At 61.0% G+C, this 12,289-nt stretch carries 13 protein-coding genes; 4 read left to right on the forward strand and 9 right to left on the reverse strand.

Features of this window, described 5'->3' with window-relative positions:
- Window positions 1-2: 2 nt before the first annotated feature.
- Genes MUM_RS0109230 through MUM_RS0109255 form a run of 6 tightly spaced genes read right to left on the reverse strand, consistent with a single transcriptional unit; the run spans window position 3 to window position 4,233 of the window.
- Window positions 3-1,673: an acyl-CoA synthetase family protein gene (locus MUM_RS0109230; protein WP_010169240.1), complete on the reverse strand. Its 1,671-nt coding sequence runs from the start codon at window positions 1,671-1,673 to the stop codon at window positions 3-5.
- Window positions 1,670-2,215 carry a membrane protein gene (locus MUM_RS0109235; RefSeq protein WP_010169241.1) on the reverse strand — a complete coding sequence of 182 codons (546 nt, stop codon included), beginning with the start codon at window positions 2,213-2,215 and terminating at the stop codon, window positions 1,670-1,672. The genes MUM_RS0109230 and MUM_RS0109235 overlap by 4 nt, the downstream gene beginning before the upstream one ends.
- The gene (locus MUM_RS0109240; protein ID WP_003209389.1) at window positions 2,212-2,466 is read right to left on the reverse strand and encodes an acyl carrier protein; all 255 of its coding nucleotides are present in this window, start codon (window positions 2,464-2,466) and stop codon (window positions 2,212-2,214) included. The genes MUM_RS0109235 and MUM_RS0109240 overlap by 4 nt, the downstream gene beginning before the upstream one ends.
- 9 nt (window positions 2,467-2,475) lie before the next feature.
- On the reverse strand, window positions 2,476-2,745 hold the full coding sequence (locus tag MUM_RS0109245; RefSeq protein ID WP_008439197.1) for a phosphopantetheine-binding protein: 270 nt from the start codon (window positions 2,743-2,745) through the stop codon (window positions 2,476-2,478).
- Window positions 2,723-3,535: a lysophospholipid acyltransferase family protein gene (locus tag MUM_RS0109250; RefSeq protein WP_010169242.1), complete on the reverse strand. Its 813-nt coding sequence runs from the start codon at window positions 3,533-3,535 to the stop codon at window positions 2,723-2,725. Before MUM_RS0109250 ends, MUM_RS0109245 begins: the two co-directional genes overlap by 23 nt.
- Window positions 3,511-4,233, reverse strand: a complete 723-nt coding sequence (locus tag MUM_RS0109255; protein WP_010169243.1) for a beta-ketoacyl synthase chain length factor — start codon at window positions 4,231-4,233, stop codon at window positions 3,511-3,513. The genes MUM_RS0109250 and MUM_RS0109255 overlap by 25 nt, the downstream gene beginning before the upstream one ends.
- Window positions 4,234-4,580: 347 nt before the next feature.
- On the opposite strand from MUM_RS0109255, the gene MUM_RS0109260 reads away from it, so the two are divergent.
- Both MUM_RS0109260 and MUM_RS0109265 read left to right on the forward strand, forming a co-directional pair.
- Window positions 4,581-5,351, forward strand: a complete 771-nt coding sequence (locus tag MUM_RS0109260) for a ParA family protein (RefSeq protein ID WP_003209397.1) — start codon at window positions 4,581-4,583, stop codon at window positions 5,349-5,351.
- 454 nt (window positions 5,352-5,805) lie between these two features.
- Window positions 5,806-6,054: a DUF6124 family protein gene (locus MUM_RS0109265; protein ID WP_010169247.1), complete on the forward strand. Its 249-nt coding sequence runs from the start codon at window positions 5,806-5,808 to the stop codon at window positions 6,052-6,054.
- On the opposite strand, the gene trxC is transcribed toward MUM_RS0109265, so the two are convergent.
- On the reverse strand, window positions 6,042-6,476 hold the full coding sequence (gene trxC, locus MUM_RS0109270) for a thioredoxin TrxC (RefSeq protein WP_010169249.1): 435 nt from the start codon (window positions 6,474-6,476) through the stop codon (window positions 6,042-6,044). The two genes, MUM_RS0109265 and trxC, sit on opposite strands and share 13 nt — an antisense overlap.
- A gap of 236 nt (window positions 6,477-6,712) precedes the next feature.
- Here trxC and MUM_RS0109275 point away from each other — a divergent pair, with 236 nt between their 5' ends.
- Entirely contained in the window at window positions 6,713-7,009 is a 297-nt protein-coding gene (locus MUM_RS0109275; RefSeq protein WP_010169250.1) for a type II toxin-antitoxin system HigB family toxin, read from the forward strand.
- Complete coding sequence (locus tag MUM_RS0109280; protein ID WP_010169251.1) at window positions 7,006-7,407, forward strand: helix-turn-helix domain-containing protein; 402 nt, start codon at window positions 7,006-7,008, stop codon at window positions 7,405-7,407. The genes MUM_RS0109275 and MUM_RS0109280 overlap by 4 nt, the downstream gene beginning before the upstream one ends.
- Window positions 7,408-7,412: 5 nt before the next feature.
- On the opposite strand, the gene selO is transcribed toward MUM_RS0109280, so the two are convergent.
- Together selO and mscK are read right to left on the reverse strand one after the other, a co-directional pair.
- Window positions 7,413-8,876 carry a protein adenylyltransferase SelO gene (selO, locus tag MUM_RS0109285; protein WP_010169252.1) on the reverse strand — a complete coding sequence of 488 codons (1,464 nt, stop codon included), beginning with the start codon at window positions 8,874-8,876 and terminating at the stop codon, window positions 7,413-7,415.
- Window positions 8,877-8,926: 50 nt separating this feature from the next.
- Window positions 8,927-12,277: a mechanosensitive channel MscK gene (gene mscK, locus MUM_RS0109290; RefSeq protein ID WP_010169253.1), complete on the reverse strand. Its 3,351-nt coding sequence runs from the start codon at window positions 12,275-12,277 to the stop codon at window positions 8,927-8,929.
- Between the last annotated feature and the right edge of the window lie 12 nt (window positions 12,278-12,289).

Consider the following 12,289-nt stretch of genomic DNA (forward strand, 5'->3'; position numbering starts at 1 on the left):
GGTTATTCACTCGCCAGCTCCAAAAGAATACGCCCACTGGAGCAGGCCGCCGTCTCATTGCGGTAGGCGAAGTACAGCTTGCTGCGCTCCTGATCGAACCGCAGGTGCAGTTCGATCCGGTCGTCCGGGCGCACCAGTTGCTGGAACTTGAGCACTTCCATCCCGGCGAATTGCCCCGGCAGGTTGAGCAGTTGTTGGCCCAGGTTCAGGGCCCAATCCACCTGCACCACACCCGGCAGCACCGGGGTTTGCGGGAAGTGGCCGCTGAAGTAGGCGAGGTCCGGCGGGATCGCCAGTTGCAGGGTCCACTCGCCGTTGGCTTCGACGTGCTCCAGCACTTCCGGCGCTTTAGGGCGGGGCGCCAGCAACAGGGCTTCGACGTCAGCCTGGGGCAACTTGCCCTGGCTGTTCAACGGCAACTGGCGCAACAGGCGCCAGCGGCGGGGCAGGGCCAGGGCTTCGCAGTGTTGGCTCAGGTGCTGGCGCAGGGTTTGGGTGACGGTGCGCCGGCCCTGATTGCGCAGGGCATGCAAGCCTTCAGCGCTGAGCACCACGAGGGCACCGAGGGACGCGCGGTTCTCCTGCACCACGCCAAGGCGGGTTTCGGCGACCCAGGCATGGTCGGCCAGCGCTTGTTCGAGCATCGGCAGGGAGATGCGTTTCTCTTCCAGCTTGACGATGCGGTCCAGGCGGCCCAGCAATTCGAAGCGGCCGTCGGCATGGATATTTGCGGCGTCGGCGGTGTGCTCGATATGCCCGGCGGGCAGGTACGGCGAGGCAATGCGCAAGGCACCGTCGGCGTCCTGGGTCAGGTGCACGTCGGCAAACGGCTGCCACGGTTGTGCGCCCTGGCGCCAGGCGATGCCGCCGGTTTCCGAGCTGCCGAGGATTTCGGTCGGCCACTGCTGCAAGCGTTGATGAAGGCTGCTGGCGGCTTCAAGGGGTAACGCGCCTCCGGAGGAGAACACCCGCTTGACCGGTGTGAGGGCCGGCCAGTCGAGGTTGTCGCTCATGCGTTTGAGCAGCGCCGGGCTGGCGACCCAGGCGAACTGCGGGTGTTCGCGGCTGGCGCGCTGTAAATCTTCGGGGAACGCCAGCTGCTGACGCACAAACGTACGCCCGGCACACAGCGGCCACAGCACCCGGAACAGCAAACCATAGATATGCTGGGTGGCGACGCTGCCGATGATGCAGGCCTCACCGAGGTCGGCGCCCCACAGGGTTTCCAGCGCCCGGACCTCATTGGCCATCTGGCGCAGGGTTTTGTCGATGCGCTTGGGTTCGCCACTGGAACCGGAGGTGCACAGGCTCAGGCAGCAGGCGTCCAGGTCCAGGGCCGCGGCGCTCAATGGCGCTTGATAGAGCGCTTCCAGCTCGCTGGCCTCGGTCAGCCAGGCGTCGACGGCGTCGTCCCAGCGTTGGCGCGTTTGAGGTTGCAGGTCGGCGGGCAACAACACGTTCACCCCGGCCCGCCATGCACCCAGCAGGGCGATCGCGAGCAAGCCGGCATCTTCCAGGTGCACCGCCAGGCGCTGGATGCCCCGGGCTTGCAACCCGGCGGCCAGGCTCAGGGATTTCTCCCATAACTGTGGGTGATCCAGGGCAGGTTCGGTGGTGACCCAACGCTGACCTACAGGCTCAAGCAACAAGTGCTCAAGATTCAACCAATTCATACGCGGCCTCGAACCCTTTGTCGTACCAGCCATTCCACGGCAAACAACAGCCCCATCAACCCGTAGGCGATCATGCCGTTGTACAACGTCCACCAGCTCAGCGGCGCCCACAGGGTGAGGGCGGCGGCGAGCAGGCCGTTACACAGAAAAAACGCACTCCACACCACGGTGACCTGGCGGGTATACACCACCGCTTTCTCGGGCAGTTGCGGCTCGGTCATGCGTGCCAGGCGCTCGACCATCGGCGGCCCGTATTTCAGGCTCAGGCCGAACAGCGCCAGCATGAACGCACTGACCAGGCTCGGGTACCAACGCAGCATTTGCGGGTTGTCGAACCAGGCAAGCAGCAGGCAAAAGACGATGATCGCCGCCGCCATCCAGCGGCTGCCCGGGCGCCTGGCGCCGGTCAGGGCACGCAACAGCCACAGGCTGCCCAACAGCAGGCCAAACTGCCACGGGGCAAAATGCTCCGTGCCGTAATACACCGCAAAAGGGTACAGCAGCCCCGCCAGCAACAGGCCAAGGCCGATCAGCCGGCTCATGCGGCCGGTTGAACCAGACGGTAGACCGCCTCAACCACGTCGTTCACGGTGCGCACGGCCTTGAACTCTTCGGCGGCGATTTTCTTGCCGGTCTGGCGCTTGATGTGGTCGATCAGGTCCACCGCATCAATGCTGTCGATTTCCAGGTCCTGGTACAGGTTGGCGTCGAGGGTGACGCGTTCAGGTTCCAGTTCAAACAGTTCCACCAGGGCGTCGCGCAAGGTGTTGAAAATATCGTCACGAGTTTGCATGGTACGGTCTCAAGCTGCCTGTCGGGCCGTGACGAACGCCGCGAGGCTGGCCACGTTGGTGAAGTGATTGCGGGTGTCCTTGGCGTCGGCATCGATCTTGATGCCGTACTTTTTCTGAATCGCCAGGCCCAATTCCAGGGCGTCGACTGAATCCAGGCCAAGGCCTTCGCCGAACAGGGTTTGCTCGTTGCCGATGTCGCTCTCGCTGATGTCTTCCAGGCCCAGGGCCTCGATGATCAGCGTTTTTATGTCGTGCTCAAGGCGGTGTTGGTCGCTCATCTTCGGCGAGCTCCTTAATAAAATACTGGTGCAGGTAATCGTTAAGCTTGCGTGAAGCCTGGGGCGCGGGCCCTTGTACGGCAAACGCCTGTGGTTCTATATCGGCACCCACGCGCAAACTGAAGTGAAAACGGCGATTGGGGATGCGATACCAGGGTTCTGCCTTGGTCAGGGTGGTGGGGCTGACCTTGATCACCACCGGCGTAATGATGCTCGCACCTCGCAAGGCAATGGCGGCGGCGCCGCGATGAAAGGTCGGTGCCTGGCCCGGCGAAGTGCGGGTGCCCTCGGGGAAAATGATCAGGGTCTGGCCGTCCCGCAGGGCGTCGGCGGCAGCGTCGAGCATGTCGGCGCTGCCGTCGTTGCTGATGTAGCCGGCGTCACGCACCGGCCCGCGGGTGAACGGGTTTTGCCACAGGCTCTGCTTGACCACGCAGTTGGTCTGGCGCATCAGGGCGATCAGGAACACCACGTCCACCAGCGACGGGTGGTTGGCGATGATCATCTGGCCGGGACGGCCGAGCTTTTCGGCGCCTTCGACGCTGTAGGTCAGAATGCCCAGGCGCGTCATCATGCGGATAAACAGCCAGAACAGGCAGCTGATGGTGTGGCGGGCGCGCCGCTGATGCCGTTTGGCGTCTCCCGGCAGGCAACTGAGCAGCGGAAACACCAGCACGCGAAGGCACAGGCCGCCGATGCCAAACAGGGTGAAGGCGGCAGCGGTGGCGAACAGGCGCCAGTAGTAGGCCTGCCGAGGCTTTTCGGTCAGGGCTTGCGTTGCCAGTTCCATACTCGGTTCTTCCAGGCATGTTGGCAGGCGCCCTGTTCGTTCAGCAGGGTGCGCAGCAGGTTCAGGGCGTGGGGCCACTGGGCTTTGGTGGTGGGTTGGACAGCGGCCGTATTCAGTTCCAGTTGCCACTCGTCGCCCGGCGTCAGTAACAGGCCGAGGGCATAGGGGAAGGGCACGTCGTCGATCCAGCGGGCGTAGGTTTCGGGCGGCTGCTCCTCGGTAATGATCAGCAACACAGCCGGTGCGCCTTCATTGAGCAGGGCGGCGGCTTCGAGCACGCCGTGCTCCAGGCCATCACCGGCGGCGGCGAGGGCGGTCATTTCGCTGGTTTCATTGCGCAGGATCGACCACAGGCCAATCACCGCGTTGTGCACCGACAGGCTGAACTGGGTCGGCGACAGGGGCTCGTCGTTGGCCAGGTCGCTGAGAATATCGAGGGTGCGCGGGGTTTCGCCGTGACGGGAAACAAACACCAAGGGCAGCGGTTGCGGGCCTTCGGCCAGTGGCCAGCCCACACTGAAGGCCATGCGTGCCAGGCGGCTCAGGCGCCGGCGCTGCATGGCCGGCAGGAACGACACATCGGGGGCCGCGTCGCTGCTGGCAAGCAACGTCGGCTGCCGGCACCAGGCGCGCCAGTCGTCCGCGCTTTCGAGCCCAGGGGCCCAGGCGCGCCATTGGGCGATGTTGAAATTGATCACTGAGAAGTTATCCCGCCCCTGCGGGCTTCCTTGTGCGGCCTTTGGCCCCGGATTCGGGGACAGGGAGCAATGGCCGAGTGGGGCGCATTATCCCGGTGCCGTGGGGTTCTAGCAAACTTTGGTAAAGAATTGTTCACGACTGATTACAAATTGGTTGTAAAGAATTACAGATTGTCTGTCATGCAGGTGGGGTAGCAGGTGTCAGGCAATTCCTGCTTTGTCGGACGGACGGGAAATTGTTGTGCGAGATAGAGCCTCTGATGCTGTAGTACAGGAACAAACGAGGTAGCTAACCAGCGCTTTTGCCCTCTACACTCGGTCATTCATTGATACACGGAGGTTTTTCCATGCGGCGCGTGGTGTTCAACCAAAAAGGCGGTGTTGGCAAGTCCAGCATTGCCTGCAACCTGGCGGCGGTCAGCGCCAGCGAAGGCTATCGAACCCTGTTGGTGGACCTCGATGCCCAGGCCAACTCAACCCAGTACCTCACCGGGCTGACCGGCGATGACATCCCCATGGGCATCGCCGATTTCTTCAAGCAAACCCTGTCTTCCGGGCCGTTTTCGAAGAAGAACCAGGTGGATATCTACGAAACCCCGTTCGACAACCTGCACGTCATCACCGCCACGGCGGAACTGGCGGACTTGCAGCCCAAGCTTGAGGCCAAGCACAAGATCAACAAGCTGCGAAAGCTGCTGGATGAGTTGAGCGAGGACTACGACCGGATTTACCTGGATACGCCGCCGGCGTTGAATTTTTATGCGGTTTCAGCGCTGATTGCCGCTGATCGCGTACTGATCCCGTTCGATTGCGACAGCTTCTCCCGCCAGGCGTTGTATGGCCTGCTGGCAGAAATTGAAGAATTGAAGGAAGACCACAACGAAGGGCTGGAAGTGGAAGGCATCGTGGTCAACCAGTTCCAGGCCCGGGCGAGCCTGCCGCAGCAGATGCTGGATGAACTTATTGCCGAAGGGTTGCCGGTGCTGCCGGTGTACCTGACCAGTTCGGTGCGCATGCGTGAATCGCACCAGGCCAACATGCCGCTGATCCACCTGGACCCACGGCACAAGCTGACGCAGCAGTTTGTGGAGTTGCATAACCTGCTGGAAAACGCGTGATTTAGCAGGCAATACATATCACCCATGTGGGAGCGGTTTGTGTGGGAGCCGGGCTTGCCCGCGATGCAGCCAACTCGGTTTGTCAGTTACACCGAGGTGATGCTATCGCAGGCAAGCCAGCTCCCACATTGGTCTTTGTTCCTACAGAGAAATCGTCGTATTGCGCCGTTGCCTACAGTTACGCCAGAATCCGCCGGCTTGTGCGTCTGGATGGGCGTCTCTAAGGTTGCCCGGTCGCTGAATTCTCAGTGATCGGGTTTAGTAGCCCGAGTGTTTGTCGTTAAGTGCATGAGCTTCATCTTTCAGGCGTTGAGTCTGTGCTTGATGGTAGCTGTGCGTAGGGCGTCTTCGGGCGCGCCGGCTTCGACATTCCCGGTCTACTAACCTGCGTACAGCTGCCACCCTAATTCGTTTAGTAGCGATCAGATGGCGGCTCCAATCAGGAATGTCGACCATGTATAAAGCTACTCCAAATCCCCCGTCGTACCTTTTTACAGTCATCCCCGGCCAAACCACCGAAACCCTGATCCTCAACTCCTACGAAACCTTCTCCTCAGTCACCACCCTCTTGCTCGACCTTTCCGACGACCTCACCGGCAAGCAGCGCGATGTCGCGTTGGCCATTCATCAACTGAGCGAATTGGGCGTATTGCTGATGAGGCAAGTGATGGACCGGGGTGTCCCGTTACCTCAAACGCCCTGACTGCGCAGCCAGCTCATCAGCTGCGGCAACGGAAACGCCCCGCTCTGACGCGCCACTTCCCGGCCATTCTTGAACAGGATCAGGCTGGGAATCGAGCGAATCCCCAACTGAGCGGATAACTGCTGATTGGCCTCGCTGTCGAGCTTGGCCAACCGGCATTTCCCGGCCAACTGCCCGGCAGCCTGTTCAAACACCGGTGCAAACGACTTGCACGGCCCACACCATTCGGCCCACACATCCACCAGCAACGGCAGGTCGCCCTTGATCTGGCTGGCGTAATCGCCCTGTTTCAGCTCAAAGGGTTCGCTCAGCAGCACCGGTTGCTTGCAGCGCCCGCATTTAGGCGCATCGCCCAGGCGTTCGTTGGGGATGCGGTTAAGGCCGTTGCAGTGGGGGCAGGGGATGACGAGAGAGTCGGACATGGTGGGCTCCGTGAAAGTGGCCAATGGGTTCTATTTGGAGCCAGGGCAGAGGTTTATCAAGCGTCGATGCGAATGACTCATGCACATACATTTTCGCCTGTGCTGACGTGAGGTGTTGTATCTAGGCTGTTGAGGTTGTTCCGCAATTGCGCCATTGGTCTGTTTTGGATTATCGCAAGTTGCGATAATTGGGCGCTGAGATTAACCTTCATAGCAAGATGCGATAAGGATGTTGCATGCGAGTAATCAGCGAAAAAAGGATTTGGGAAGCAAAAGAAAAATGGCCGCGATCCGCGACGGCGCTCGATGAGTGGTATCGGCGAGTAAAGCGCAACAGCCCCGCAGACTTTGCGTCGATGAAAGGAATGTTTCCAGCGACGGACAAAGTAGGGCAATTTCATGTGTTCGATATCGGGGGCAATAAGCTCCGGCTGATCGCCTTTGTGCATTACCAGGTGCAACGAATTTATATCAAGTACCTGCTCGATCACCGCGAATACGAGCAAGGTAAGTGGAGGGAGAAAATCAAATGAGTGCACTCATTAAACGCGCTGCCGAGCATTGGGAATTTGTTTCGCCATTGCTGCGCAAACCAAAGAGCGAGGCGGACTATGATGTGTTGGTCAATGCTCTCGACGAATTGTTGGACCTGATAGGCGAGGACGAATCCAGCCCACTCATGAGTCTGGTGGACATTCTCAGCGACTGGATCGAGGCCTACGACCTTGAACACCGCCCGATGCCCGTCGCCAGTGGGGTTGATGTATTGCGGTCAATGATGCGCGAGCACGGCTTGAACCAAAGTGATCTGCCGGGCGTTGGTACGCAATCAGTCGTTTCGGAAGTGCTGAGCGGTAAGCGCCAGCTCAACTTGCGTCAGATTCGTTGGCTGGCGGAGCGTTTTGGAGTTTCAGTGGAAACCTTCATTTAGCTCGCTTACGACGAACAACTAATCTCCAAATGCTTCCCCCAGTCCGGCGGCCGCTGGGCGTATTGTTCCATCCCAGGCTGCTCTTCAAACGGCTTGGTCAGCACTTCATGCAGCCGGCGCACTTCGCTGTAATCGCCCAGCTCCGCCGCCTGGATAGCGTTCTGCGCCAGGTAATTGCGCAGGATATAAAGCGGGTTCACCGCATGCATCCGCTCGCGTCGCTGTTCTTCTGTGCCGCTGGCTTCGCGCTCCACGCGGGCCTTGTACAGATCCGCCCACTCATCAAATCCCTTGAGGTCGACAAAATCGTCGCGCAGTCGCGCAACGGCCAGCGCGGCTGATTCATCCCCCAGTCGGCGGAAGAACAGGGTGTAGTCGACGCCGCTGTTCTGCATCAGTTGCAGCAGGCGTTCCACCAGCTTTTGATCGTCATCTTCGGCGGTGGTGAGGCCCAAGCGGCGGCGCATCAGGTCCAGGTAGTGCGCCTGGAACAACGGCAGATACAGCCCGAGGGTTTCCCGCAGCGCTTCAACAGTGATGAACGGCGTCAACGCCTGGGCTAGCGCGCTCAAATTCCACTGCCCGATCGGCACCTGATTGCTGAAGGAATAACGCCCTTCATGATCCGAGTGGTTGCAGATGAACTGCGCGTCAAAATCATCGAGGAACGCAAACGGCCCAAAGTCGAAGGTGATGCCAAGGATCGACATGTTGTCGGTGTTCATCACGCCGTGGCAGAACCCATAGGCCTGCCATTTGGCGATCAGCTCGGCATTGCGTTCGACGATTTCGCGGAACATCGCCAGGTACGGCTCCGGCTGTTCCAGGCACTCCGGGAAGTGCAACGACAGCACGTGCTCCGCCAACGCCTTCTGCAACTCGGGCTTCTTGGTGTAGTAGAAATATTCGAAATGCCCAAAGCGCACATGGCTGTGGGCCAGGCGCAGCACCATGGCGGCCCGTTCCTGTTTCTCGCGCCACACCGGAGTGTCAGAGCCGATCACACACAGTGCCCGACTGCTGGGAATACCCAGTGCATGCAACGCTTCCGACGCCAGAAATTCCCGAATCGACGAGCGCAGCACCGCGCGCCCATCGCCCATGCGCGAGTACGGGGTTTGCCCGGCACCTTTGAGGTGCAGGTCCCAATGCTCGCCCGCCTGGTTATAAACCTCGCCCAGCAACAACCCGCGGCCATCACCCAGTTGTGGGTTGTACGAGCCAAACTGATGCCCGGAATAGATCATCGCCCGCGGCTCGGCCTCGGCCCACAGCTTGTGCCCGCCGAACAGCTCGGCGAATACCGGCGTTTCGGCCACTGCGGGGTCGAGATCCAGCAACGCCATGGCCGCCTCGCTCGCCACCACTAAACGCGGTTCGTCGATGGGCTCGGGCAGTACGTGGGTTGAGAAGCCGTCGCCCAGGCGGGCGAAGCGGTTGTCGAAGGTCAGTTCGTCGAGGGCTTTCAACGGCCATCTCCTGAGCAGAATGTCCGACCATTCTGCTGGGGATAGCGCGTTTAGTCGAGTTTGGCGGGCGGCGGCTCGGGCAGGTCCTGGTCCTGGGCGGGCGGCAGGATGGTTCGGTTTTCTTCTTCTACCGGCACCAGCTTGTATTCCTGGCCATGCAGGTTTTTCAGGTAAACCTCCATCTGCCGGAACGAGATGTTGATGTGGTGGTTCTTGAACTCGCGGTTGATGAAGCGGTTGACTTCATCGATCACCGGGTTGCGGTCACCAAGATCCCGTACATGCATGCGCAGTTCGTGGTCGAGGGTGCTTTCGCCGAAGTTGAGGAAGTACACGTGGGGCGCCGGGTCCTTCAGGACGCGCGGGTTTTCGGCGGCGGCCTTGAGCAGCAATTCCTTCACCAGGTCCAGGTCGGAGCCGTAGTCCACACCCAGTTTCAGGGTGACCCGGGTGATGGTGTCGGTCAGCGACCAGTTGATCAGTTGCCCGGTGATGAACGTTTTGTTCGGGACAATGATGTCCTTGCGGTCGAAGTCGGTGATGGTGGTGGCGCGGATGCGGATCTTGCTCACCGTGCCCGACAGGTTGCCGATGGTGATGGTGTCGCCGATCCGTACCGGACGCTCGAACAGGATCATGATGCCGGAGATAAAGTTGGCGAAGATCTCCTGCATCCCGAAGCCCAACCCCACCGACAGCGCAGCCACCAGCCACTGCAACTTGTCCCAGCTCACGCCGAGGGTCGACAGGGTGGAGACAAAACCGACGCCGGCAATCACGTAGGACAGCAGCGTGGTGGTGGCGTAGGCGCTGCCCTGGGCCAGGTCGAGCTTGGACAGCACCAACACTTCCAGTAAACCGGGCAGGTTGCGCGCCAGGGCGAAGGTGATGCCGACGATGATCAGGGCGCCGAGCAAGTCGCCGATGCTGATGGGCACCATGCTGATATTGGCGCCGGTGCCGCTGGTGTATTCGTAGAGGGTGACGTTGTCCAGGTAGGAAAATACCGAGATCAAGTCAGACCACACCCAATACAGTGCGGCGATAAAGCCGCCGAGCAAGGCCAGGCGAATCAGGCGCATCGACTGTTCGTTGACCTGTTCGATGTCCAGGGTCGGCTCTTCGATCACCGCTTCGCCATCACCCGCTTCCTTGGCGGCCTGGCGTTTGGCCAGGGCCCGCGCATAGGCCAGGCGCCGTGCGGCAACCCCGAGGCCGCGCACGAAGGTGGCTTCAATCACCAGCCAGAACATCAGCAGGTACAGGGTGTTGATCAACCGGTCGCTGAGTTTGAGGGCGGTGTAGTAGTAGCCAAAACACACGGCAATAAACAGCGCGACCGGCAGCGCGGTAAACACCAGGCCGACGGCTTTGCGAAACAGCGAAGCTTTTTCGTGGGTCGGGCTATTGAGCAGCAGGCGCCCGAGCAGCCACGCCATCAAGGCGTAGCAGGTCAGTACCACACCGATGCCCAGCACGTCGTTTGCCAGGGCCTCTGGCTGATGTTCGGCGACAGCCACCACGGCCACCAGCGCCAACACCACCAGCCCGAGCTTGCGTATCCAGCCCTGGAGGAATTCGACCTGGGGTTTTTCCCAGCGGAAATGCAGCTCTGCCACACCGCCGGGCGCAAGGATTCGGTAGGCGGTGTAGAACACCAGCCACGCCTGGGCAATCTGTAGCAGGGCCGCGCCGAGGTTGGCGTTTTGCCCGCGGGCGTCGATCTGCAGCGCATAGCCGCACAGCGCCAGGCCCAGCGCCACCGGCATTGCCAGCGCGATATTCACCAGAATCGCCACCGGCGTATGCCACTGGCTGTCGCGCTTGAAGTGGCCGATGTCCTGGTGGATTTTTTTCAGCCGGGCATATAGAGCGTTGCGGCGCCACAGCAGTGCACCAATCAACAGCAGCAGGGGCAGGAACAGCAGCGGGCGCTGGGTCAGGCCGTCATACAGTTCGCTGACGCTGGACGCCCACGGCAGGGTCGTGACCTGCTTGCTCAGGTGCGCCGGTACGGTTTCCAGCCATTCGGTGTCCAGCGGCTTGTTGCTGGGAATCCAGAACATCTGCTCGTCGAGGGTCGCCCGCAAGGTGGTGGCGGTGCTCAGCAGTTGTTTCTGGTTCAGTTGCAGGGTGATGGATTCGTTGAGCAGCGCGCTCAGTTCCCGGCTCAGGCGTTCCAGCAGGTCGCTGCGGGTGATCGCCAGCTCCAGCAGGGTGCGCCGCAGTTGTGGCGTCACCTGATCGGCCGGCTGGTTGGCCAGCAGGCTGTCGACGTAGGTACTCGGGGTGCTGATCAGTTCGCGCTGTTGGTTGACCTCGAACTGGTACAGGCGAATGTTGGCGATGTCGTCCGCCAGGTCGCGGTCGACGGTCAGGCGCGGTAAGGCCTGCTTCTGTTTGTAGAGGATCTTGGACAGCAACAGGCTGCCCTTGAGTACGTTGATTTGCTCGTCCAGCGCCGAGTCGCTTTGGGTCACGCTGTCCAGTTGCTGCTTGGTTTGCAGGTTTTTCTGGGTCAGTTCGTTGAGCCGGTCGGTGCTTTTGAGCAGGTAGTCAGACAGTTTCAGGTTGGCCGCGCTTTCCGTGGCCAGCAGGCTGCTGCCACCGGCCTTTTGGGCTTCGATGGATTGCTGGGTCACGGTTTCCTGGGATTGGGCCAGGCGCTTCTGGTTGATCAGGGTTTGCAGGTCCTGGATTTCCTGCTCCAGGCGGGCGGTTTTTTCCAGCACCAGGTCGTGCTGACTGTTGCCCAGGTCTTGCAGCTGGCTGTTGCCGGCCAGTTCCTGGCGGCGCAAAGGAATCAGCGCGTTGAGGGCGGCCAACTCGGCGTTCAGCTGGTTGCGCTGGTCACCGCTGAGGGTCTTGCCGTTGTCTTTGCCGGCCTTGAGGGTCGCGTTGATCTGCTGGATACGCGTCTGGCTGCTGCTGATTTCGGTCTGGGCGCGTTCCGGGCGGGTCTGGGCCGCGATGGTCAGGCTGTTGGCGTCGGCCAGCTCTTTTTGCAGGTCACCTTGCTGGGTAGTGCGTTGCACCAGCAGTTGTTCAAGTTGCGGCACCGGCAAGGTGGCGTAGCGCTGGGCGACCGGAATGACCTTGGTGGCCTTGAGCCGGGTCAGTTCGCGCTGGTTGTCGACGGTCTGGCGCGGCGCGTCTTCCAGCTGGCGCTTGAGGTCCGTCAGGCGCTGCTGGTAGTCCTGCTGGTTGCCAAGGAAGGTGAGGGTCTGCTGCAGGATGGATTGCAGCGCCTTCATGTCGGCGTCGGGCAGCTTGCGGTCCGGCAGCTTGTCCAGGGTTTGCTGGACGGAGTCGATGCTGGGCGGGTCGGCCGCATGTACGGTGCCGACGCAGAGAGTCAGGCCCAGCAGGGCAGTGGCAAGAAAAGTGCGCAGGGTTGTCATAGAGACCGGTCG

The sequence above is a fragment of the Pseudomonas sp. PAMC 25886 genome (genome assembly GCF_000242655.1).
GTDB lineage: Bacteria > Pseudomonadota > Gammaproteobacteria > Pseudomonadales > Pseudomonadaceae > Aquipseudomonas.